Origin of the sequence: Azospirillum aestuarii (genome assembly GCF_016632405.1) — a bacterium.
GTDB lineage: Bacteria > Pseudomonadota > Alphaproteobacteria > Azospirillales > Azospirillaceae > Azospirillum > Azospirillum aestuarii.
Genome location: NZ_JAEPIV010000024.1, coordinates 1 through 25,764 on the forward strand (window position 1 = coordinate 1; position 25,764 = coordinate 25,764).

At 74.5% G+C, this 25,764-nt stretch carries 4 protein-coding genes; 3 read left to right on the forward strand and 1 reads right to left on the reverse strand.

The genetic code is table 11. The features are described from left to right. A partial coding sequence (locus tag JJL56_RS26245) for a DNA topoisomerase (protein ID WP_247891264.1) occupies window positions 1-1,523 on the forward strand: 1,523 nt, incomplete at its 5' end. Between the two features lie 5 nt (window positions 1,524-1,528). Here JJL56_RS26245 and JJL56_RS26250 read toward each other — a convergent pair. After that, entirely contained in the window at window positions 1,529-1,963 is a 435-nt protein-coding gene (locus JJL56_RS26250) for a hypothetical protein (RefSeq protein ID WP_114858941.1), read from the reverse strand. A gap of 80 nt (window positions 1,964-2,043) precedes the next feature. Here JJL56_RS26250 and JJL56_RS26255 point away from each other — a divergent pair, with 80 nt between their 5' ends. Both JJL56_RS26255 and JJL56_RS26260 read left to right on the forward strand, forming a co-directional pair. Further along, entirely contained in the window at window positions 2,044-2,307 is a 264-nt protein-coding gene (locus JJL56_RS26255; protein WP_247891265.1) for a hypothetical protein, read from the forward strand. After that, window positions 2,304-25,763, forward strand: a complete 23,460-nt coding sequence (locus JJL56_RS26260; protein ID WP_200486882.1) for an AAA family ATPase — start codon at window positions 2,304-2,306, stop codon at window positions 25,761-25,763. The genes JJL56_RS26255 and JJL56_RS26260 overlap by 4 nt, the downstream gene beginning before the upstream one ends. Window position 25,764: the final 1 nt, after the last annotated feature.

A 25,764-nucleotide genomic window follows, 5' to 3' on the forward strand; every position in this document is an offset into this window, starting at 1 on the left:
TCCGGGTGCGGGCGGGCACCGTCACGTTGCGCCACGCCCCGTCCGCCGAGGAGCGCCTGACCGACCGCGCGGCCGCCCTGGCCCTCGCCGAGGCGGTCCGGGGCATCGCCGAACCGCTGGCCGTGGAGCAGAAGCCGGTCGAGACCGCGCCGCCCAAGCTGTTCTCCAAGACCAGCTTTCTGACCAGGGCCGGCGCGCTGTGGGGGTGGGCGGGCGACAAGTCCGCCGAGATCCTGCAGGGGCTCTACCAGGACAAGGGCCTGATCACCTATCCGCGCGCCGAGCTGACGGTGGTCGCCTCCTCCGACGTGGAGAAGGCGCCACGGATCATGGAGCATCTGCGCGGCCTCGGCGAACCCTTCCGCTCGGCGATCGACCGCCTGGACGGCCGCCTCACGGTGCGGCGCTCCGTGGTCAACGACCGGGAGGTGGCGGAGGCCAGCCACACCGCCATCATCCCCACCGACGTTCCGGCGGGCGGCCTGCGCCTGACGGAGGACGAGGCGAAGGCCTACCGGCTGATCGCACAGCGCTACGTGGCGGCCTTCATGCCCTCGGCGCAGGGGCTGCGCACGACGGTCAGCATGGTTCCGCGGTCCGGCCCCTGCCGGGACCGCCTGTTCCGGACCGCCGGCACCGTCGAGACGGAGCCGGGTTGGCGCGTGCTGTTCGGAGCCGACGACGGCGAGGCGGAGGAGGAGGGCGGCGAGACCGACCGCCTGACGCCGGTGGCCGACGGCGAGACCGGCACCGTGTCGGCCGCCCGGCTTGAGGACAAGCGGACCCGGCCGCCCGTCCCCTACACCGAGACCAGCATCCTGGAGGCGATGCTGGAGGTGCATCGCCTCGTCCCGCCCGACAAGGAGCATCTGCGCGAGATCCTGAAGAGCTCCAAAGGCGTCGGCACCCCGGCGACGCGCGAGACGGTGATCAAGGAGCTGATCGCGTCCCAGCTGGTCGAGCGCGGCCGGGCCCGCGGCAAGGGAACGCCGCCCATTGACCTCTCCGGCCAGGGCATCATGCTCGTGGAGGCCCTCTTGCCCATCGTCCCCGAGCTGGTGCAGCCCGAGACGACGGCGCTTCTCGAGATGGATCTCGACCGCATCGAGCGGGCGCGCGACTCCCGCGGCGCCGACCGGCTGGCCGAACAGGTGCTGGAGGACGCCCGCGAGCGCATCCTGCGCCAGTTCGAGGCGATCCGCGCCAACGGCCGTCCACCCGAACCATCGGGGTCCCGTCCCGCCGCGCCCGGTCAGCGGGCGTTCGTCGCCGCCATCGCGGAGCGTCTCGGCCTAACGCTGTCCCCGGAGCGGCTCGCAGCGATGAGCGCGGGCGAGGCCTCCGCCTTCATCGACGAGCACAAGGCGCGCTTCGAGGAATGCGGCGGGCGGACGGGCGGCGCCGGCCGGGGTGGGAACGGGCGTTCGCGCTCGTCCCGCAGCACGGGGCCGGCTCGCGGCGGGCAGCGGCGGGACGAACCGTCCGGCGGGCGGCGGCGGTCCTCCGGGACCCGCCGGCCGTGAGCGCTTCAGCGGGTGCCGCGAATGCCGGAGCGGAGCGTCGCGTCCGGCTCGTCCTCGTCGATCACGCAGATCCAGGACAGCGCCGCGATTTCCCGGGCCGGCTGAAGAATGCTCGCGATCCGGCACCAGTCGAGCCGGATGTCCGCGGCGGGCTGAAGCGTCCGCGGGGCGAGGCCGCTTTCGCTGCGGCGGCCGGGATTGAGGCCGGGATCGATCCGTCCATGGGCGGCCACCTCCCACGCCGTCTGGGCGCTGACGGCCAAGCCGAGGAAGCAGCGCCGCGGTCCGCCCGGCGTCGCGCGCTCGGTGACCACCGGCCGGGCGCGGGGGCCGGGCCGGTCCTCCAGCAGCAGCGCCATCTCCGCCGGCATGAGCAGCAGGCAGGGGCGCGGGGGATCGGCCGGCGGGCGCTCGGACTCGGTGGGCAGGTAACTGAGCATAGGTCCTTGACACGTCTCTCGGCCAGGCGGGGCCGAACGGCATGAGCAAAAGCATGATACGCGTTGAGGACGCAAGCCGGATGCACGCTTCCGGGGGTTCCCGTCGCGAGCCGGCGCCCGTCGATCCGCTCCTCCACCGTCTGCGCCGTCTCGGCCTGCCCGAGGACGCCCTCGACGCGGCGGCCGACGCTTACGCCGACAGCCTCGCCGCCGCCCTGGCCGCCGGGGCCGATCCCGCTGCGGCGCTGGAGCGCGCCGCCTTCGAAGCCGCCGGACCGACGCCCGGCGATGCCCCCCATTCCGACGACCCCACGAACGCCTTCGCGGCGGGAGAAGACCGATGAGCGACGTTTCGATGACCGTTTCCGGCGACTCGGAGGACACCACGTTCGCGCTTCGCCGCCCGCCGCACCGCACGCCGGCGGAGGATTACGCGCTGTCCATGACGTCGGAATCTTCGGCCTGGGCGCGCGCCGAGGATGCCCGGCGCGCCGTGTGGCGGGCGGCGAAGCGGGGCCGCGGGAAGGCGGTCGAGGCCGCGCTCGCCGTCCTCGCGGAGGGCGGCCTTCCCAAGGCGCGCCGCCGCGCCCAGAGGGTGCTGGCGCGCGCCGGCGTGCCCCACGACGCCGTCGCCGCCTTCGATGACGCCGCGCACCTCTACCGGGCGGCGAGCGTCGAGGCGACGCACGCCGTGGCCCGTCTCGGCGATCTCGGCGTCCGCGTGCCCGAGGAGGCGGCGCGCGACATCGCCGCCTTCCGCCGGCAACTGCTGCAGGCGGCGCGGCGCCTCAACCCGACCATCGGCGTCACGGCGGTCCAGGAGCTGTGGGGAGAAGGCGCCGCCCTGGTGGCCAGCGGTGCGGCGAGCGACGGCCGCATCCGCGTGGCCGGCATGTTCGAGCGCGCGAAGGGGCTGGCGTCCATCTCCATGGACGTCGCCCGGTTCGACCCGCTCGACACCGTCTACCACGAGGGCTGGCACAGCCTGGAGGCGCTGCTCAGCGAGAAGGACCAGCAGGTGCTGGCCGAGGAGTTCCCGGGCACCGAGCAGCTGTCGCACCGCGAACGGGTCGCCTACGCCTTCGGCGCCTGGGCGGCGCGGCGCGACCGCAGCGGCCCGCGTGCCCAGCGGGTGTTCGAGCGCGTCGGACGCTTCTGCGGGCGGCTGGCCAACTGGCTGGACTCCCGCGGCTTCCAGACGGCCGAAGACCTGTTCGAGCGGGCCTACGAGGGCGATTACGGGCGCCGGGCCGCCAAGCTCGCCCGGCGCGACCCGAAGGCCTTGCGGACGCAGCGGCCGCTGATCGGCGACGCCACCGACCCCCGCCAGTACAGCCTCGGCGCGGCGCCTTGGCAGCCCCCCGACCGCTTCGGCTCCGACGACCCGCGTTGGCGGGCCGCCGAGGCCCGTCTGGCGGCGGCGGCGGCCGACGGCGACCGCCTCGTCGCCGCCGCCGCGCTCGACGCCGCCCGCCGCCAGGCGGCCGACCCGCTGTGCCGCGACACGCTGGTGCACATGGCCCCCTCGGCGCTGCTCGCCCTCACCGAGGACCCGCGGCCGGGCCTGGATCGTCCGCCGCCGGACCTCGAGCGCCTGCGCGGCGAGATCGCCGACGGCGGCGCCGAAGCGCTTCCCGAACTGACCCTGCGCATGCCCGATGCGGAAGCCCGCGCGCAGGGCTTCTCCGCCGCCCCCGGGCGCTTCAGCCGGCCCGGGGACGCCCCGGCGGGCACCGCCGAGGTCATCGGGTGCCGTGCCATCGGCATCGTCCACCTCGCCCGCGAGATGGGGATCGAGCGCGTGCCGGTCCGCCTCCACCTGCGCGACGACGCCGTGCCGTGGCCGCTCGAGCCGCGCTGGGGGATCATGCCCTGGCGTCCGGCCGCCCTGGCCGGAATGGAGCATCCGGGCGGACGCGCGCGCGTCGCCATGCCGGACACCCCCGCCTGGCCGGCCGAGATGGTCGCCCGCAGCGCGGAGCTTGCTCCGTCCCCGCGTCTCCGCCCGCGTCTCCAGTACAGCACCGGCGTGCTGTCGGACGCCCCGGCGGCGCCGCGCAACCACGTCATCGCCGACCCCGCCCGGCTCGGCACCCGCAGCCCCAAGCGCCGCGCCGCCGACAACATCGCCGCCATCGAGACGCTGCTTCTCGTCGAGGCCGACGGGCGGCTGCCGACCGACGACGAGCGCCGGCTTCTCGCCGCCTATTCGGGGTTCGGCGGCGTGCCCCAGGTCTTCGAACCGTGGCGGGCCGCCGAGCAGGGCTGGCAGCCCTACGCCGACGCGCTGCAGGCGCTGCTCGACCCGGACGAATACGCGGCGCTCCGCGAAAGCGTGAAGAACGCCCACTACACCGATGGCCGCGTCGCCACGGCCATGTGGGACGCGCTCGCGGCCGCCGGCGTCACGGCCAGCCCGGATCACCCGGTGCGGGTGCTCGAGCCGGGCTGCGGTCCCGGCTGGTTCATCGGCCTGATGCCGGAGGCCCTGCGCGACGCCGCCGTCACCGGGATCGAGCTCGACAGCGTCAGCGGCCGCATCGCCCGCCTGCTCTATCCCGGCGCCGACATCCGGCTGGAAAACTTCGCCCGGACCGCGATTCCCGACGACTGGTTCGACCTGGCCGTCGGCAACGTCCCCTTCGGGAAGTACCACCTGTTCGACGCGCGCTACGCCGATCTGAAGCCCACCGTCCACAACCATTTCCTGTTGAAGAGCGTGGATCTGCTGCGGCCCGGCGGCGTCGCGGCGCTGATCACCAGCACCTTCACCCTCGACGCCGCCGACACGGGCGTCCGCGAGGCCCTGCGCGACAAGGCGGAGCTGGTCACCGCCGTGCGGCTGCCGGCCAACTGGGCCGGGCAATCCGCCGGCACCGAGGTCGCCGCGGATCTGCTGGTCCTGCGCAAGCGCGCCGAACCGCTGTCGTCCCTGCGCGCCGCCGAGCGCGACGCGGTGATCGCCGCCGAGCCGGACTGGATCGCGGTCCAGAGCGTGCGCGACCCGCTCGGCGGCCCGGAGATGAAGGTGAACCGCTGGTTCGCCGACCATCCCGACCGGGTGATCGGACGCCTGGAGCGCTCGGGCACCAACTACGCCGGCGAGCATCCCGACGTCACCGCCCGCCTTCCGCGGTTGAAGCCGTCCAACGTGCCGGAGCGCGCCGCCGCCGAATTGCGGGACCGTCTCGCGGCACTCCCCACCGACCTGTGGAAGCCCGTGGAGCGCTCTCCGGTCCAGGCCGTGGAGACGGCGCCGGCCACCGCCCGCGAAGGCTCCTACCTGCTCGACTCCGCGGGCGCGCTGCGCGTCGTCGTCGACGGCGCCCTCGCCGTTCCGGCGATCGGCGATCGCCCCTTCACCGCCGCCGAGGAGCGGCTCGTCCGCGACGGGCTGGCGGTCCGCGACGCGCTGCGCCGCGTGTTCGCCGCTCAGCGGGAGGGTCGCCCGCAGGGCGAACGCGACGCCGGGCGCGCCGCGCTGCGCGAAGCCTACGAGGCGTTCGTCGCCGCGCACGGCGCCATGCGCGGCCGCCGGGCGGTCCGCCTGCTGGCGGCCGACCCCGACGGGCCGATGCTGTTCGCCCTCGAGCAGGTGGCTCCGGACGGCGCCATCCACCGGGCGGACGTGTTCGAGCGCGACGTGCTGGCCGCCGTGACGCCGCCCAACCGCGCGGCCACGCTGGACGACGCCCTGGCCATCGTCCTCAACGAGTCCGGAGCGATCGACAGCGCCCGCATGGCCGCTCTGCTCGGCACCGCGCCGGCGGAGGTCGAGAGTCGCCTGGTCGACACCGGTCTGGCCTTCGAGGACCCGGCGACCCGCCGGCTGGTGACGCGGGACGACTACCTGACCGGCGACGTGCGGTCCCGCCTTGAGGTGGCGCGTCTCGCCGCCCAGACGGAGGAGCGCTTCGCCCGCAACGTCCAGGCGCTGGAGGCGGTGCAGCCCGACCCCATCCCCTTCTACCAGATCGCCGCCCGCCTCGGGGCGCCCTGGGTGGCCCCCGCCCACATCCGCCGCTTCGCCGCCGAGCTTTTCCAGATCCCGCCGGAGGCGGTCGAGGTCGGCTACTCGCCGGTGGACGGGCGCTGGGAGTTCCGCGTCACCGGCGGCCACCGGACGGCGCCCGGCGTCGCCACCACCTGGGCGACCGACCGCGCCGACGGCGCCGAGCTGATGCTGGCGGCCCTCTCGGGGCGGCCGCCGGTGATCAAGGACAAGACGAAGGACGGCGGTCACGTCATCAACGCCGAGGAGACCCTGGCGGCGCGGATGAAGGTGCGCGAGATCCAGGGGGCGTTCCGCGACTGGATCTGGCGCGACCCCGAGCGGCGCGCCGAGCTGGCCGGCGTCTACAACGAACGCTTCAACCGGTCGGTCGCGCGGGTCTACGACGGCGGTCATCTGACCTTTCCGACCATGGCGCCGGAATGGGCCGCCCGGGCGCGCGCCATCCAGAAGAACGGCGTCTGGCGCGCCCTGCAGGGCTCCACGCTGCTCGGCTGGGAGGCCGGGGCCGGCAAGACCTTCGCCCTGGTGGCGGCCTGCGTCGAGGGCAAGCGCATGGGGCTGCACCGCAAGCCCCTGCTCGCCGTGCAGGCCACCACGCTCTACGGGCCGGACAGCGTCGTCGAGACGGCCCGCGCGATGTATCCCGCGGCCAAGATCCTCGCCTGGCCGGACAAGCAGACCGTGACGCCCGAGGAGCGCCGCCGCTTCTGGGGGCGCGTCGCCACCGGCGACTGGGATCTCGTGGTGGTCCCCCACGATCCCTTCGACATGATCCCGCTCTCCCCGGCCCTGGAGGAACGCTTCCTCCACGAGGAGAAGGCGGCGTACCGCGAGGCTCTGCACGGGCTCGACCCGGACGAGTCGGAGCGCACCGTCAAGCACATGGAAACGCGCATCGCCGAGATCGAGGCGCGCATCGAAGGCCTGCTGAAGGAGGGGCGCCGCGACGACGCCGTGTATTTCGACGATCTTGGCGTGGACCACATCGCGGTCGACGAGGCCCACCGCTACAAGAACCTCTACGTGCCGACCTCGCTGGGCGAGATCCGCGGCCTGCCCTCGCAGGCCAGCCAGCGGGCCGCCCGGATGTTCGCGCGCTGCCGCTGGCTCCAGGACCACGGCAACCGGGTCCTCCTCGGCACCGGCACGCCGCTGAGCAACAGCGTGGCGGAGCTGTACACGCTGCAGCGGTTCCTCCAGTACGAGGATCTGGCGCGGGCCGGCATCGAGCATTTCGACGCCTGGGCCCACACCTTCGCCGACATCGACACCACGCTCGAGATCGACGTGGTCGGCCGCCTGCGCCCGGTGACGCGCCTGGCCGGCTACGACAACCTCCTCGAGCTGCGCCGCCTGTCCGACCGGGTGATGGACGTCGTCTTCGTCGAGGACATCCCCGGGGTGAAGCGGCCGCGCAAGCTGGTGCAGGTGGTCTCGGCCCCGCCGAGCCAGGCGCAGCGCGACTTCATCGCCCGCCTGGGCACGCGCGCGGCGAACCTGAAGTCCGCCGATCCGCGCGACGACAACAGGCTGAAGATCGCCACCGAGGGCCGGCTCGCCGCGCTCGACATGCGGCTGGCCGATCCCGCCGGCCGCGAGTTCGCCCAGTCGAAGATCCACCAGGCCGCCGACAACGTCGCCCGCATCGCGCGCGACAACCCGGGAACCACCCAGCTCGCCTTCTTCGACGTCGGCATCCACCCGACGAAGACCAGCGGCGATTTCACGCTCCGCCAGCTCTTCAAGGACCTGCTGGTCGAGGCGGGCGTGCCCGCTGGGCAGATCGCCGACTTCTGGGAGGCCGAAGGGCGCGAGCGCGAACGGCTGAAGGACGCGCTGAAGCGCGGCACGATGCGCGTCGGCATCGGCAGCAGCGAACGCCTGGGCACCGGCGTGAACGTCCAGGACCGCCTCATCGCCGTCCACCAGCTCGATTGCCCCTGGCTGCCGGCCCACGTCAACCAGCGCGACCGCAGGGCCGAGCGCCAGGGCAACCCCCTGCCCGAGGTCCACAGCCTGCGCTACGTGACCGAGGGAACCTTCGACGCCTTCGGCTGGCAGCTCCTGACGGTTAAGGACCGTTTCATCCGCGAGTTCCTGCGCGGCACGCTGGGGCTGCGGTCGATGCGCGACGAGGACCCGGCGGAGCTGTCGCCCGCCCACATCATGGCCATCGCCTCCGGCAACCCTCTGCTGCTGAGGCGCGCCCAGCTCGAGGCGGAGATCGTCGAGACGGAGGCCGCGCGGCGGGCCGTCGAGCGAGAGCGCGACCGGTTCGACCGCGAGATCGCCCGCCTCGGCCGCACCGTCGCCGACCTCGACGCCCGTCTGCCCGGCGCCCGCGACGCCGCCGAGACGGCGTGCGGGGTGCTCGACGGCCGGCTGCCCATCACCGTCGACGGCGCCGAGCCGGCCGACCGCCGCGCGCTCGGCGAGGCGCTCACCGCCCTGCTCAAGGCGGAGGCCGACCGGCAGCAGGCGTTCCGCGCCGACGTCTCCGTGCCTCCGGCGGGCGAACGCACCGTCGGCGCCGCCGGCCCCTGGCCGATCCTGCTCCCCGCCGATCCGGAGCTGCGTCACCGCCAGACCCCGCTGATGGTGCTGGCGACGCCGGACGGGGCCACGGACATCCGTTTGAATCTCCGCACGCCCCTTGGGGCCGCGGGGTCGCTCGAAGCCGCCTTGCGCGGCGTCGTGGAGAGGGCGGAAGGGCTGGAGCGGATGCGGGCGGCGGCGGCGGCCGAGATCGCGCAGTTGCGCGCCGTTCCGTTGCGCAGCCTCGGCGACGCATCGGCCATCGAAGCCATGAAGGCCGAGCTGCGCAAGATCGAACAGATCCTCCAGCTCCCCGATCCCGACCCGCAGCGCGTCGACGCGATCCTGGCCAACCGCATGCTGGATCACGCCGAGGCCGCGCGCCGGCTCGACCTCGCCCTGGTCGGGGCGGAAAACGACCCGGCCACCCGGCGGGAAGCCGCCGCCTGGGCCGCCGCGGTCCGCCGCCTCGACCCGGAGCAGGTCCGGCCCGCGCCGGTGCTGCTGCCGGTCGGCCATGCCCTGCCGCCGCCCGTGTCCGACGGCGCCGAAGCGGGATCGGACGCGGATGTCCCGACGATGGTCCGGCCGGAACCGGCCGGCGCCGAAGGGCCGTACCCCTCCCCCGACCAAGCGGTTGCCGGCCAGCTACTCGATCTCGCCCGCGTCGGCCACCGCGCCGACATCCCGGTGGACGCCGTCGCCGCCGAGATCGACCGCCGCGGCGATGGCTGGGCGGACGCGCTGGGCTGGCCCACCGGCCGCGGCGCGCTTTACCGCGACCGCCTGTCCGGGGAGGAATCCGCGCTCGGCGAGATCCTCGGCGGGGACGCCTGGTCGCGGGTCGCCCTGCGCTGGGAGCCCGCCGTCGGGCCGAACACCGTCCGGCGCGGCTGGCTCGCGGAACGGATCGTCAACGGAGCGCGGTCCGGCCTGCCGGACGCCGACCGGCGCCGCGATTGGGCCGCGGCGGTCAAGGAGTTCGAGGCCCGCTTCGGTCCGGTCGACGACGTCCTCGGCGCCGTCGCGGAGCGGGTTCCGGCGGCGGTGTGGAAGACCGCCACCGGGCGCGCGGCGCCCGAAGCGGTGACGCCGGCCGCCGGCGCGGCGGTGGCCTTCAAGGCCGGCGACCGCGTTCCGGACGATGGCGCCCCGTTCAACGACCCGGCCCCGTCCGACGCGTGGCGCGCCGGGACGGTGCGCATCCTGATCGGCTTCCCGCACCAGGTGGACAGCCGTACCCTGTCCGGCGAGGTGCGCGGCAGCTTCGCCGTGCATGAAACCTGGGCTCCCGAGGAGGACCCCCGGCCCGAGCGCCTGTCCTGGTCGGTCTCGCACCTGCCGTCCGGCCTGCGGGCCAACCTTCCGCTGCCGACCGTCGAGGCCGCCCGGGCCTGGGCGGACGGCCTGATGGCGCTGCCCTACCGATGGGAGGATGTCCGCGACACGCTCCCCGCCGATGAACGCCTCGACGACGGGCGTCCGATCCGGGAGGTCGCAGGCGCGCTTCATCGCGCGCTGTCCGACGCCCAGACGGCGGAGGACATCGCCGAGGCACTCCGCCGGTCGGCGGCCGCGACCGCGGCGGCCGGGCGCCGTTACGAGGCGCCGGTGGCGGGCACGGCCGCCGCACGCCGCCTCGGCCTGTTCGACGGCGAATCCCTTCCCAGCAACCGCGCGCCCCTCCCCTCCACCGGTGCCGCGAACGAGGCAACCCCCATGCAGAACGACGACGCCCAGTTCTCCGCTGGTCCCGCCGCGTTGGGCGAGCCCGCGGTGCTTCAGGCCCACGCCGAGGCGCAGTTCTCGCTCGGGCGGTTCGACGCCTTGAGCGCCTGGATCGAGCCACTGGAGGACCGACTGGCGCGGTTCGCGGAGAGCGCCGGCTGGATGACCAACGGGGTCGAGATCGGCCCCGACCCCCTCACCGGCTACGCTCCCGACAAGGCGGGCCGCTTCAACGTGACGGTCCGCGACGGCGTTCCGATTTCCGGGGACGGGGACGGGGAGGACTCGCGTGCATTGCCCCGCTACACCGTCGTGGAGACGGTCATCGACGACCTCGGCTACCTCCGGGATCACGTCGTTCTCGAAACCACCAGCCTCGTCCGCGCCGTCGGCGTCGTGCAGGCCCTGACCGGAAGCGCCTTCGCGCAGTACGGGTTCCATCCCGACCCGATGGTCCTCGCCCGTCAGGGCGGCGAGCGCCACGCCCGCGAGATGCTGCTCGCCAACAGCATCGACGGCCCCCAGTACAGCCTGTCCTCGGACCCGACGGTTCAGGGATGGGTGCGCCCGCTCGGCGACCGGCTCGCCGCCTTCGTCGATGAGGCTGGATGGACCGACGCCGGCCGGCAACGCAACTACGGAGCGGGCCGTCACTTCGCGCCCCCCGACTGCGCGGACCTGGCCATCTCCACGGACGCCGGCGATCCGCTGCCCGGCGACCCGGCACCGATGCGCGAGAGCAGGCTGCTGCCCCGCTACACCGTGACGCGCTTCGTCGCCGACCCGGACGGCGACCTCGGCGTCGCCGTTCTGCACACCACCGACCTGGGGCACGCGGTCGGCGCGCTCCGCGGCATGCAGGGCACCCCGAAGGCCCTGGCCGCGGCCGTGACCGAGGTTCCGATGGCCTCGGTGATCGACGGCCCGCAATTCAGCGTCGGGGACATCGACATCGGCCCCCTGGAGCGGATGCTGCACGACGTCGCGACCGCCTCCGCACCGTTCGGCGTCGCCCCCCCGGCGACGCTCACCGCCCATGACCCGCGCGTCGTCCGCAGCGCCTACACGAACGGACTGATCGTCAACGACGGCGCGCGCCATGCCGGGGCGGGGGCCGGCGTCCGCCTGACGCCCGCCGGCCGGGAGCGGCTCGCCGCCGTCCTCCACCAGCCCCAGTTCGCCGTGGCGCCGCAACGGCCGATGCCCTGGCAAAACCAGCCGCCGGCAGCCTCGGCGGCGCCGGCCGCCCCACCCTCGCCTTGGGCGCCCCCGCCGAACGTCTTCCCGACCACGCCGGCCGTGCCGCGGCCCGACGCGGCCGCCGAACGCGATGCTGCCGCAAAAAGTGGCGCTGGAAAGGAGGGCCGGACCTTCGCCGGTGCCGGCGACACCGGGCCGCGGCCCATCGACCCGTCGGCCATCGCCGAGCGCATCGCCGACGTGCGCGGCTCCGACGCGCTGCGGTCGGAGCTGCTGGAGGTCGTCGACTTTCTGCGCGACCCCGGCCGCTACACCGCGCTCGGCGCCAAGCCGCCGAAGGGCATCCTGCTGGTCGGCCCCCCCGGAGTCGGCAAGACCCTGTCCGCCCGCGCCCTGGCCGGCGAAGCGCAGGTGCCGTTCTTCGCCGTCACCGCGACCGACCTGATGAGCAGCTACATCAGCGAAAGCGCGAAGAACATCAAGCGCCTCTACGAGACCGTCGGCCACAAGGCCGGCGAGCACGGGGCGGCGATCCTCTTCATCGACGAGATCGACGCGCTGGGCAACCGCGAGACTGCGGAGGGGCCGAACACCCAGACGGTGACCGAGCGGGTGAACGCTCTGCTCGACGCCATGGACGGCTTCGACGCGGCGCCGGGCATCCTCACGCTCGCCGCCACCAACCGCGAGCACGACATCGATCCGGCCATCCGCCGGGCCGGGCGCTTCGACCGCACGGTCCGCCTGGAACTGCCCACCAAGGACGACCGCCGGGACATTCTGGCCGGTCACACCGCCCGCATCGCCGGCCACGACATCGATGTGGTCCGGCTGGCCGAGGCGACTGCCGGGGCCTCCGGCGCCGACCTCGACGTGCTGGTCAACGAGGCTGCCCTCGCCGCCGCCCGCCGGCAGGCCCGCGTGGTGACCATGGACGACTTCGCCACCGCGCTCGCCCGCCAGGGGTTCGGCGCCGCCACGGCGCTGCCCGACCGGGCCGCCACGCTGGAGCGCATCGCCGTCCTGGCGTCCGGCGGCGCCGAGGACCGGCAGGCGGCGACGCAGCTCGCCCTGAAGGCGGTGCTGGAATGGGGCCACGCCCCGTCGGTCGCGCCGGCCGCCTGGCCGGTCGGCCGCTTCGCCTCCCTGTCGCCGGACAGCAAGCGCGAGGCCGAGCAGGCCGCCCGGGCGCTCGTCGACGAAGCGGTCCGCGCCGCGGCCGATGCGGCCGCAACGCCGGAGGGCTTCCTGAACCGCGCGGTGACTTGGGCGCGCCTGCGCCTGCGCAAGGCAAGCGCCGGCTTCCGCGACGCTCACCTGTCGCCGGCCGCACAGTTCAGCGTCGGCGTGCAGAGCAACGGTAAAGGAGGGGGACTCGACGCCTGGGTCCGTCCCCTGGAAGATCGCCTTGCGGATTACGCCGCCAGGGCGGGGTGGATCGCTCCTCCGTCCGGATTCGCAATCGACGGCGCCTACGGTCCACCGGACGCCCCCGCCTTCCTGATCGGCGTTTCCGCCGGTGAACCCCTGTACGACGAGATGTCCGACGAATTGCCGCGCTACGTCGTGCTCCGCCGGGACTTCACTTATGCCCATCTCGTGGAGCCCGAGGTTCTGCTTCCCGCTGTGCATCAGGCCGTCGGCCTGGCGGAGGCGGTCGGTGTGCTGCGCGCGATGGAAGCGGGCCTCCTGGCGCGAGATCCCAACCGGGTTGCCGAAGAGGTCAGGCTTGCCGCTGCCGTCGAAGGGCCGCAGTTCAGCGTCGGCGACGGAACGGCGCGCATCGATCTCGATACGCTGCTTGGCAACGGAGACGACGGCCGGTCGCGGATCGTTCAGCTCCTCCCCGAGGACACCCAGCGCCTGTCCGGGCTGGAGCCGCTGACCCCGGAGCAGCTGCAGGCCGCGCACGAGTCCGTCGATCGCAGCGCCGGCGCCCCGCCGGCCCCGATCGTCAGCCTTACCGACGGCGGCGCCGCCTTGCGCCGCAGCTTCGAGAGGCGCCTCGACCTCGTGTCGGAGAGCACCGGCTTTTCCGACCGGGAGGTGCTGGGCGACATGCTGTCGATGGGCTATGACGCGATGCGCAATGGCGTCTATTTCGGCCCGAGCGACGCCTGGCGGCGGTCGGAAGAGCGCTATCTGAAGACGCTGGGCCGCTACCGACGGCCCGAGGACCGCATCGCCGTTGCGCAGATGGTCGCCGAAACCCTCGCCGGGGTCCAGGCGACGGGACGAGACTTCCTTACCCCTATCCTGGCGGAACGCGGCGTGGTGCAAGAAGCGCTCACGCCGCCGCCGATGGCGGAGTTCATGGCCCGGATGATGTTTCCGGATGCCGGAACCGTGCAGAGGATCATCGACGACAAGGGCTACGTCGCCGTCGCCGATCCGTCGGCCGGCGCCGGTGCCGGCGCGCTCGCCGTTGCCGAACGGCTGCGCGAGCTGGGCATCGACGCCCATCAGCACCTTTACGTCGACGCCACGGTGGAGGACCCCACCCTCTACCACGCAACCTACCTGCAGATGGCGGGCGCCGGCGTCCCGGCCACGGTAACGCACGGCAACGCGCTGACCGGGGAGGTCCGCGAGCGGGCGATGACCGCGGTCACCACACGGGTCCCCGGCCTGTTCCGCCTGTCGCCCGAGGCGCCGGAGGTCCTGCGCGCCCAGGCGCAGGCACGCTTCGCCCGCAACCTCGGACTGGTGATCGGAGCCGGGCAGGACCGGGACGCCGCCTCCCGCGCTCAACCCCAGGCGGCCGAAGCCGAGGCGCGGCGTGCGGACGGCAGGGTCCGCCGGCAATACAGCCTGGGAGGACCCACGCACCTCGACCGCATGATCCTGTCCGCTGCGGAGGACGGAATGGCCGACCTCTCCGCCTACGTCACACCGGCGCCGCTGAAGGCCGTCTCCGAACTGGCGCCGCCCGGCGTCATCGAGGAGGGCGCCAAGCTCGCCGAGCGGCTGATCGGCGAGGCGGCGCGGGACGGTGTCCTGCCCTTCGGGCTCGCGCTCGGCGATCCGCGCCAGCACAGCGGCGTGGCCGCCGCCTACCGGGCGGCCCACGCCATCGCGTCGGAGCCCGACAACGCCGCCAACCCGCGCCGCGCCTCCCGCGCGCTGCGGCAGCTTCCCTCCTTCTACGCCGGCGACGCCGGTTGCCTCGCCCGCGACCTCGACGCCCTGGCCGCCGGCCTGCCGCACGGCGAGCAGGGCCGGGGGCGCCTCCTCCTCCACCAGCTCGCCGTGGCGACGGAGGCGCTGCACGCGTCCCCGGAACTGGTCCATCTCCAGTCCTTCGGCCTCAATGCCCCGGAGCCCGACAGCCTCGACGACGCGCTCCGCCACCCCTACCGACCCGGCCTCAGCCACGCCCTCCAGCTCATCGCCCATCCCGAGGTGGAGACGGCGATGCACGCCCCCATCGCGCTCGGCGCCCTCAACCGCGCGGGCGATCCCCAGGCGATGGTGCGGCAGCGCTGGGAGCTGGGCCGAGCCCTCGTCGCCCATGACCTGCTGACGGAACGCCTGACGGCGATGCGCGACGGCATTCTGGGTGCCGGCGGAAACACCGCGTCGGTGGACGCCGACCTCGCCGACCTGCGCGCCGGCCGGACCAAGGCGGTGATCGACCGAGCGGTCGAACGCGCCCGGCGGGAGGAGGCCGACCTGGAGCGGCATCGGGATCTCATGCAGGTCCTGGAGGCCGAGGGCATCGACGCCGCCATGCGGGTTCTCGATGCGGACGAGGGGCGCCGGGCGGCCCGGGCCCGCGTCCAATACAGCCTCGGAACCGCCGACACCGGCACCGGCGAGCCGCCGACCATGGCCCGCCTGATCCTGCTGGCCGACATGGGCATGGACCGCGCCGCCGTCGCCGACCTGATCGCGCTCGCTTCGCCGGAACACGGCCCGCTTCACCCCGCCCACCGGGCTTGGCTCACCGGCCCGATCGCCGTCCATGATTGCGGCTGGACCAACGCGGAGCTGAAGTCCCCGGACGCGACGGCTCTCAAGGCGATGATCACCGCCGAGCGGATCGAGCGGATCATGGCCGAGCGCGCCGCCGGCGGCGAACCGGGGCCGGCGGCCACGCCGGCGGAAATCGCCCTGGCCATGCGCCCGGCCATCGTCGCCGGCGCCCGGTCGAAGGAGGCCTACGAACTCTACGCCTGGGCGGTGATCAGCGCGGCCGCCGGCGACGCACAGCGCCGGGCGCTGCTGACCGACGGTCGGCCCTTGCCCGTCGACGCCGTGTCGGGCCTGTGGTCATCGATCGGCGGCGACCGCATCACCGACGCGGAGGTCCAGGACCCGGCGACGCCGCTCGGCACGCTGTGGCGCCACATCGCCCAGCGGGTCCGCTCGGCGAGCCTCGACCGCGGCGCGGCCGAACCCGTCGCCGCGGAGAGCCGGCCGGCGCCGGCCGAGGCCGCAGCGGCGTCACGCCGGCCTTACACCGTCCCGGCCGCGGGACAGCCCATCGTCCGCCTGAACCTGTTCGAGGCCCCCATGTCCGAACGACAGCGCTCACCGTCGCGGTCCCGTGACGCCGCCCGCACTCAGTTCGCCCTCGGTGCTGACGGCGCCGACCCCCAGCCCCTTCCTGAAGCCGGTCTGCTGGACCGGGCGATGCCGACGCTGCGCGCGATCGGCCTCGTGTCGATGCTCGTGCAGGCGGGGAAGCTGGTCCATGACGGCGTCGTTCTGGTCTCCCCCCATGTCGATGCGGGCATCGACGCCGCCGCCGCGATGGCCCACGAGGCGGCCGGCGCGCTCCGCACCGCGATGGAACGGTCCGACCGTTCGCCCGAGGAGCTGGCCGCCGACCTTCACACGGTTCTCGGCAATCTGCTGCCCGGGACCGGCGCCGACGATCTGCGCCTGTTCGCCCGCACCTTCCTGAACGTCGCCGATCTGCCGTTGGCGGACCGGCTGCGCGAGGGACTGGCCAGCATCGACCGGGCGCGCGGGACCTCCCACGCCGCCGACTTCGACCGTCTGGCCGCCGAAGCCGGCGGCATCCTGCGCGACGGGTTCGACGCCGTGGCCGCCACCGTTCCAAGCGTCGACCTCGACGGCGCCATGACTGCCGGCTCCGAGTTCGTGCACGGAGCCCGGTCGACCGGCGCCGACCTTCTCGAGTCCATCGCCGACGGAATCCGGCCATCGCCGGCGGACTACACCGCAGCCGACCTTCGCGGTCTCCACCATTGGCTCTCCGGCGACCCGGTCGGACAGGCCGCGAATTCCATCGTTGATGTCTCCCTCCAGGCCCGCCAGACCCTGTCCGACGCCCTGGGCGCCGCGGCGGACGCCCTGCGTCCCGGCCTGCTGGAACAGCTGGGCGCCAAGGCCGACGGCCTGATGCGCGAGGGAGAGACCCTGCTGCAGGGGGCGCGGGCGTGGCTGGAGGCGGGGGCCGCCGGGGAGACGGCGAGCGGTCTGTTCGCCCGCCTCGCCGCGTTCGGCCATGACCTTGCCGATTTCGGCCGTCAGGCCGTCGAGCGGGGCGCCGACCTGCTCCAGCAGGCCGGAATCGATCCGGCGTCGCTGGCCGACACGGCCGGCCGCATCGCCCAGACCGTGCAGTTCTCCACCGGCCGGCCGGCGTCCCATGAGTCCGTGCCCTTCGGCGGCGACGTCCAAAGGATGGCTGCGGAAGCGGCGCTGATCGCCGACCTCGCGCGTCTGCTGGACGCCTGGGCCGCGGCGGTCGACGCCGCCGAGCGGGGGCGCCCGGATCTGGCCGGCGATCTCGCGGTCCACGGGCTGTCCGCCGCGGAGATGCTGCTCCGTGCCGCCGGCGAGCCGGGCTGGCTCTCGGACACCCGCGGCCGCCTCGACGCGCAACCGGCGGCCCGCCGGGCGCGGGCGGCGGAGCATGTCGCCGCCTTGGTCGGACCGCTGCTGCCGCAGCTCGACCCCGCCTCGGCCGCGGCGCTGTCGGGTCCGGCAGGGGTGGGCGCGACGCTGTGGCTCGCCGAGGGCGGGGAAGACGTTCCGCGCGACGGCACGACCGAGCGCCCTCAGTTCAGCATCGGCGACGCGCTCGCCCAATGGACCGGCCGTCTGCCCTTCGCATCGCCCGCTTGGCTTGCCGAAAGCGCGCCCTGGCGTCTGACCCGTGACGATTTCGTCCAGGAAGCCGGCCGGCGCGCCGCCGAGTTTGGCGCCGAGGCGGCCATCGGTGATCTCGCCGCCTTCGCCGACGCTCCCAGGGGCGGCGTGCTCTACGCCGCCGACGGCCGGCTGTCCGTCGGCCTCGATCCGGCCGACCCCGCCCGCGCGGCCGCCCAGATCCATCTCCACTCCGTTGCCGCCCGCCGGGACGCCGGAGGCGCCGTGCCCGCCGCCGTGCTCGCCTCGCTCGGCGCGGATCTCGATCTGCTCCGGAGCGCCCGGCGTGAACTGGCCCTGACGCCGTCGGCGACGGCGGCGCAGGTCGCCGAGTTGGTCGCCCCGCCCGAGCCCGTCCAGTATCGCGTCGCCCCGCCGCGCCTGGCGCTCGGCGCGGCGGAGGCCGCCGCCCTCGACGGCGTGGCCGAGATGGCGGTGGGCCGGGGCGCGCGCGTCCTTCGGCGGCGCGACCCGGACCGCACGGAAAGCGGTGAGCGGCTTCCCAGCGCCGAGCTGCTGCTCGAGCTTCCGGACGGCGCCGCCCTCAAGGCCCTTCTCGACCGCGTCCAGGAGGACCAGCGTTTCGATTGGATCGCCCCCTCCCTGACCATCGACGGCGCCGCCGTGTCGGCGCGGGCCGCCTCGACGCCGATGCGCGCCGAGGGCCGCCGCCCATGGCTGGCCCGGATCGAGGGGATGCGTCCCGACGGTTCGCCGCAGCGCCGGTTCGTCGCGCGGGAGCCGGTCACGCCGGACCGCGCCCGCTTCGCGCTCGGCGAGGACGGCGTCTACGAATACCGGCATTTCGGGCGGTCGGGCCGGGAATCCGGCTTCCTGCGGATCGACGGCGGGCTGGCGCTGCCGGTGTCCCGCGAGGAGGCGCTGCGCGCCGTCCCCGCCGTGGCTCCCGAACCGGCGGCGCGCGGCGCGGCGCAATTCTCCCTGGGAGGCGGCGCTATGGAGCGCGTGCGCACCGGCGCGCTCGCCGGCGCGGAAGCCCGGCAGGCCTACCAGGACGCCTGGCAGCAGCACGCCGAAGCCCTGGCCGCCCTGCCCGCCGACCCCGACTATGCCCTGTACGCCGAAGCCTGCGACATCGTCGCCGGCCACATGTGGAACCGCGGCTTCCAGCGCGGCGACGTCGGCATCGCGACGAGCTACGGCAACATGCGCCTGCCCGGCTTCGTCAAGCCCGGCCTCGGCATCGCCGTCATCCCCTACTGCAGCCTGACCGTTCCGCCGGAGGGCATCACCGGCATGGCCACGGTGGCGCCGGTGGAAGGGCTGCCGCCCTTCGGCCCCGAGGACATGACCTGGGGCCTCGTCCACGAGTCCAAGGGATCGGCGATCAGCCTGCGGTCGGGCAGCCTGTCGGGCGACTTCCGCCTGCCCGAGTCCGCGGCGCGGGCGGCGGACGCCATCGCCGTCGTCACCGACTGGCTGCGGCTGGACGCCGACGGCTCCTTCAGCAACGACGCCCTGGTGCGCCACCGCATCATGAAGGAGGTGCGCCCGCATTTGGAGGCGGCGCAGAAGGAGGACGCCGCCGCCTGGCGCGAGCGCGTGTCTCCGAACGATCCGGCGTTCACCGGATCGGCGCTCGATGCGCTTCATGCCCGCGGTTTCGACACCGCCGACACCTGGTGGGTGGGCGTTTCCGACGGCGAACGGCCGGAGATCGACCTGCACCGGCGCCCGGTCTTCCTCTACGACAACAAGGAGGACGCCGCTGAGCAGAGCCAGGAGGACGTCGCCCCGGTCTATGTCCGCCAGACGCGCCCCTTCGCCGATCTCACCGATTGGTCGCGCATGCGGAGCGAGCCGGAGGTCCGGGCCGTCCTGCGCGAGTGGTTTGCGCACAACGGCCCGATCGTCGCCGACGCCATCGCCTCTCGTCATCTGGAGGACAACGACTACGACGACCTGTTTGAGCGTCTGCCGGGCGAGGACCGGCAGACGCTCGAGGCGACCTGGGGTCCGTTCGGGGAACTGACGGACGATCAGAAATACGAAGCACTGTTCAACGCCTACGCCCATGGCTTCGAGTTCGACCAGTTTCTGCACATGGTCGCCGAAGGCGAATGGGTGGACATGCACCACGAATACTCCGGCGACGCGGTCGACAGCGTCGTCGGATCGTTCGAGGCGGCCGGCTTCGGCGGCGTCATCTACACCGACTGCTACTGGCGCGACAACCCGACCATGCTGGCGGTGTTCGACCCGGGCAATCTCGCCTTCGCGCCGGACCAGCTTCCGGAGACCATAGAGCAGGCGCTGTACGGCGCCCAGGAGGCGGCGGAGCGCGAGCAGGCGTGGTTCGCCGCCCGCTCGCAGGCCGAGGTGGCCGAGCTGACCGCCCGGCGCGACGCCGAGATCGCCGCCTTCAACGTCACCGAGCTGCGCCGCCAGGGCTTCGACGTCGCCCGCCCGCTGTGGGTCGCCGTGCCCAACCCCGACCTGCCCGAGCTGCGCGACCTCGCCGACGGCGACCGGCGCATCACCCTCTACACCGAGCGCGCCGACTGCCTGGCCTTCGCGCCGGGCGCCGCCGACGGGTTGACCGCACCGGTCGCCGTCTACCTCGACGCCGGTCGCCGGGCCGATCTCACCGCCACCGAATGGCCGCAGGATCTTCGCGAGGCCGTCTCGGTCTGGCTCGACGCCCGGCCGATGTCGCCGAACCCGTCGAACCACCCGACCAACGGCGACCTTCTGCGCGCGCGGGGCGTCGCGGACCTCCAGGCCCTGGTGACCGCCGCCCGCGACGGGTCCTGGCACCGCATCCCCGACGGCCGCGACCTCGCCGACCGCTTCCTGGACGGCCTGCAGCACGCCGGCTTCGACAGCGTCGTCATGCACGACCGTCCCGAAGCGGGCACCGTCGTGGTGCGCTTCGCCCAGGACAACGCGGCCAAGGCGCTGCGCGTCGCCTGGGACCGGCCGGACGGCGTCGGGCCCCACCGGCGCAGTTTCGGACGGGATGCGGTGGGCCAGGCCCTCGCCACCGACGCCAACGGCACACTGTCGCTCGGCCTCGCCAAGCGCGCCCACGAGGCGGGCGTCGACCTCGGGCTGGCCGCCCTCGCCGGGACGGAGCCGCGGCGCGGCCTCGGCTTCCGCGGCGAGGTCGCCGACGCCGTCACGCCCCAGCTCGACGATCGTCTGGGCATCCGCCTGGAGCAGCCGGACGTTCCGCCGCTGAACAGCCCTCTCGACCGTGCGGAGGAGGTGGTGGCCGGCGTGCAACGTTGGCTCGGCGGGGACGCCGTCATCTTCTGGCAGATCCCGTCGGCGGGCTTCGTCGCTCCCGGAGCGGCGCCGGCGACGATCCTGCGGGCCTTCGACGACGACGCGCGGCGGGCGCACGACGCGGTGCCGTCGCTGCCCGGCTTCTCCGAAATGGAGCAGAACGGCAGTTCCTTCGCGGAAATGACCTTGGAGCTGAAGGAGGCTCTCGCCGCCGCCCGTTCGTTGACGGCGGCCGGCGTTCCGGTCGTCGTCGCCACGCTGGAGGAGAACGCCACCGACATCCAGCTGCGCGGTTGGGACCGCGTCGGCACCGGCGCGGTGCATGTTCTGTACGCCTCGATGACCGCCGACGAGCTGTTCGGTCCGGAGGCCGGAACGCCGGCCGCCGCGCCATCCGCGGCGCCGCCGCGCCCCGTCGCCGACCTCTACCGGGCGGTCGCCATGGGCGCGCGGCGCGGCGAGATGCCCGCCCTGGCCGAAGCCGGCGGCTACGTCATCGCCGGGACCAACGCCGAACGCGCCGCCGCCGCCTCGCCGCTGCTGGCCGAGCGGCTGGTCGGAACCGGCGTTTCGGCGACGGTGACCTTCGCGGCGGAGGAAGGCCCCGCCGTCGCCCGCGACCTCGCCGCCGCGCAGACCCGTCTCGCTCTCGCCGAGACCCCGGACCGCCGGCAATGGCGCTTCGTCGCCGTGGACGGCGCGGCGCCGCCGGCCGGCCGGGCAGCCGACCAGGCGGTGGAAAGCCGTCCCGTGCCGGCGGCGCCCGCCTCCGCTGCGGCGCCGGGCTCCAGGGCTCCCGCCGCTCCGCAGGCCGCGCCCCAGCCGGCCGCCGACCTGGAGGTGGACGGCGAGCAGATCGTGCTCTACGGCCGTCTGGCCGAACGGGCCGCCGACGCCGTGGACTGGCTGCGCCCCCGCCTCGGCGAAGGCCCGAGCGGGCGCGTCGAGACCTGGTTCACGCGGGCCGACGCCGCGTCGGTGGCCGGCGCCGTGCCGGACGTCGCGGCGGCGTTGCGCCGGCATGGCCTTCTCGCCGCCGATCCCGCCCAGACGTCCCTCCCGCTGGACCCGCCGCAGCCCGCGCGCCCGGTCGAGCGGAACCACGCCGCCGCAGCGGCGGCGCCCCTCGATTGGCCGGCCGGAACCCATCCGGAGATTCGCCGCCTGCTCGACGATCTCCTGCTCGTGGAGACCGATCTGCGCGGACGGCCGCGCGACGCCGCCCTGCGCGATCTGGCGCCGCTGGTCCAGCAGGGGCCGGACGCCGTCAGCCGCCGGCACGAGGCGGCCGCGGTCGACCTGGCCGCCGGACTCCGGCACGCCGGGGCCCCGTGGAACGATGTCGCCGACGAGCACGGTCTGCTGGCCGTCGCCGACCTTGCCCGCATCGCCCGCGGCCATGGCGGCGCCTCGGTGCTGTCGGCCCACACCCTGGCCACCGCGCGGAGCCGGCTCGCCGGCGATCTCGGGGCCGCCCTCCAGGCCGTCGGGGAACCGGCGGCGTCCGTGGCCCGGATGACCGGGGTGACGCCGCGGGTCGACCGGCTCATCGCCCTTCAGGCCATGCCGCCCACCCCGGAGCGGCTGGAGGCGCTTCAGCGCCGTTCCGATCCGCTTGTCCGGACGCCGGAGAGCGGCGTGGCCGCCGCCCGCCCGGTCACGGCCGCGGCGCCCGCACGCCCGACCCCACCGGCGGCGCCCGGTCCGGCGCCGGTCGTCATCACGCCGGGCGCGCCTTCCGCGGCGCGCAGCCCCGCCGCGGCCCCGCCGGCGCCGGCCGTCGTCCGTCCCGACCGCGGACCGGTCCGGCCGTCCGCCCCGCCGCCCCCCACCCCGCCACAGACGGACGCGCACATGATCCGGGAAGAAGTCCAGTCGCTGCTCGCGCGCATCAACACGGCCCCCGGAGACGCCGAGGTCGCCCGCACCGAGACCCGTCAGGCGGGCATGCTCAACGAACATCTGGCTTTGGAGCTGGGGTCCTCCTTCGGCACCGTGGTGCCGCTGCAGAACGGCTACGTCCTCTACCGCGACCCGACTCTGGACGGCCGCTACCGCGGCGCGCCGATCGCCAACTTCCTCCAGACCGCGGGGCCGGACGGGGCACTGGCCGGCATCGTTCCGCCCTCCGCCCTCGATCTGCTCGCCGACTACACCGGCGAGCACGTCCGCGGCATGGACGAAACCTTCCCCGCCGCCCTGCGCCAGGTCCGGGCGGAGCTGGTGCAGATCGCCCGGCAGGTCAACCCGCACGCGGAAATCCGCGTCGTCGACCGGCTGTACGGCTCCGACGACGTGTCGATCGGGGGCATCGCCGACGCCGGACGGCGGCCCCTCCTCGGCCTGTGGTTTGAGACCCACAAGGTCTGCGCCATCAGCCAGGACATCCGGCTCGGCGACCCCGTCGAGACCGGCTACCACGAGATCTACCATTCCATCGAAGGTCTGCTGAAGCCGGAGGAGAAGCGGGTGGTCGAGGCCGCCTTCGGTCGCCCGCAGGAGCACGGCTACAACGACCGGGCGGCCGAGGCCTTCGCCAAATGGGCGGCCAAACGGTACTTCGCCGGCAAGGCCGGCCAGAAGCCGCCCGCCGGCATGAGCGGGCTTGCCCGCTTCGCCGACCGCATGCGCAACGCCTTCGAGGGCAACGGCTTCCAGAGCTGGGAGGACATCTACCAGCGGACCGTGGAGGGCCGCGTCGCCGAGCGGGCGCGCGTCTTCGACGTGACGGCGAAGATCCCCGTCCGCGAGGCGGCGAAGATCGCCCGCAGCGCCGGGCTGGAGAAGCTGGCCGATACCTACGAGGCCTACGCGACCTTCACCGGCCGCTGGCAGAACGGCCTCGCGAACGCCGCCCGTTCAGCGATGAACACGGTGCTCGGCCGCCGGCGCAAGGAGGCGCGGGACGATGGCCCGCCGCTGACCGGCGAACAGCTCTACCGGGCTCTGCGGCGCTACGCCTCGGACCGTGACATCCGCGCGGCGGTGGAAGGCGCGGGGTATCACTCCATCCGCGACGGCGCCCGCCTCACCGGGTTGCTCGTCGACCGCGACCGCCAGCTCCAGGCGGATCTGACCACCGCCTCCCAGGCCACGCCGGTGGCCGTCGAAGGCACACAGCCGGCGGTGGCACGCGGCGCCGACGGACCGGTGCGCCTCGGTGTCGGCGGGCGGACCGGGGAGCGCCCGGCCTGGGAAAAGACCCTCGTCGAGTTCTGCGCGAGCGAACCGCTCGCCCGCTACGCCCGTGCCGACACCAACCGTCATGGGTACCAGAACCAGATCGAGGTGTTCGGCTGGCCGGCGGACGCGCCGCAATGGGAGGTCCGGGTTGACGACACCGCGGTGCGTGGCGACGCGGGCGCCGCGGCGCGGGTGCTGCACCACCAGGTGCTCCGCCAGGCCCTGGACGCCGGCCATGCCGTTCCGCCCCGCGTCGCCGAGGCGCACCCGGACCTGTTGCCGCGGGCGCTCGCCGCGGCGGACGCGGCCATCGACACGGCCTCCCGCCTCGGCGCTCCGGAGCCCTACAGTCCGGCGGTGCCCGGCGCGGCCCGGCGCCCCGGCGGCGACCGCGTGGCTGCACGCACGCCGGACGGCCGCTCCCTGGCGGCGTCGACACCCGAAGCCGATCCGCTGTGGCGGCCCGCGGACAGGCCGACGGCGGACCGCCCGTCCTACGCGGCCCCGGCGCCGCACAGCCCGACACCGCACGGCCCGGCGCCGGCGGTCGCCGTCATCGAGCGCGACGCCGCGCCGAGGGTCCAGGCCATGCCGCCGCTCGACCCGCGCTCCACCCCCCTGAGCGGTGCGGACCGGCGGAACCAGGGTCAGCCGCCCGATGCCCTGATGCAGCGCATCGCCAACGCCCAGGCGGCGGTCCAGCCCCGCGCCTTTCTCGACGTCGAGGCGGGACAGCGGCAACAGGCGGTGACGATGGGCGGCCGTATCGACCCCCGCACCGGCATGGTCTACGTGCCCCAGGACCTGTCCTCCGACCGGGCCGCCATGCTTCACGCGCGGTTCGATCTGTACGAGGAAGCGCTCGCCCGCCGGCAATGGCTGGCCGTGCCGCCGCACGAGGCCCGCGAGGCGCGAGCCGCCGGCGCGCTCCACGATCCCGTGGTGAACGGCTGGTACGTCGACCCACGCCTGGATGAGCGGGCGATCGAGCGGCTGGAGCGGCGCTTCCCGGCCACCGGACGCCTGGACTCCGCGGCGGCCGCCCAGGCTCTGGACGAGCGCCGCGGCGCGGTCCTCTATTCCCTCGGGCGCCGGGAAGAGGAGCGGACGGAACCGCGACGCGGGGCGCCGCGCCGCGAGCCGGCGTCCGCGGAAACGGGGGGAGCCCCGGCTTTGCAGGACCGCGCCGTGGTCGAGGTGCGGTTCGACCCGGTCAAGGTCGCGGCGGCGGGGTCGGACGGCCTGCCGTCGAGCCGCCCGACCGCCGATTTCGTGTCGCAGGCCGAAGCGGTCGGGGTGCCGGTCGCATCCGTCGTCACGACCGACCCGACCCGGTCCACCGTGACGATCCACGCCGCGGACGAGGGACAGGCCCGGGCGGTGGCCGACGCGCTGCGGGAGAACCAGGCGACCGTGGGGGCGACCCCGGCATCGGCCGCGGCGGCTCCACCCCCACCGCCGGCTCCGGCGCCGGTCCGCGCCGCCGCCCAGCCCTTCTACGCCCCGGCGCCGGACGGGCCGGACCAGGAGGCGCGGACCAAGGCGATCCAGCGGGCGCGTGGCCTGCCGGCGGATCAGCTCGCGGCGCGCATCGCCGTCAACGAGGCGATGCTACTGGCCCTGCCCGGCGGGCCGGGCGGCGCCGGCGATCCGGGCCGCGCCCGGCAACGCGCCGAACTGCGCGCCGGTCTCGACGTCCTGACCGCCGAAACGGCACGGCGCGAACGGGCCACCCGTGGGCGGGCGCTCGGCCAGGGGATGGGCTGAC

Coding starts and splice junctions, on each gene's coding strand:
- JJL56_RS26250 (WP_114858941.1), bottom strand. CDS start 1,963: ATGCTCAGTTACCTGCCCACCGAGTCCGAGCGCCCGCCGGCCGATCCC.
- JJL56_RS26255 (WP_247891265.1), top strand. CDS start 2,044: ATGCACGCTTCCGGGGGTTCCCGTCGCGAGCCGGCGCCCGTCGATCCG.
- JJL56_RS26260 (WP_200486882.1), top strand. CDS start 2,304: ATGAGCGACGTTTCGATGACCGTTTCCGGCGACTCGGAGGACACCACG.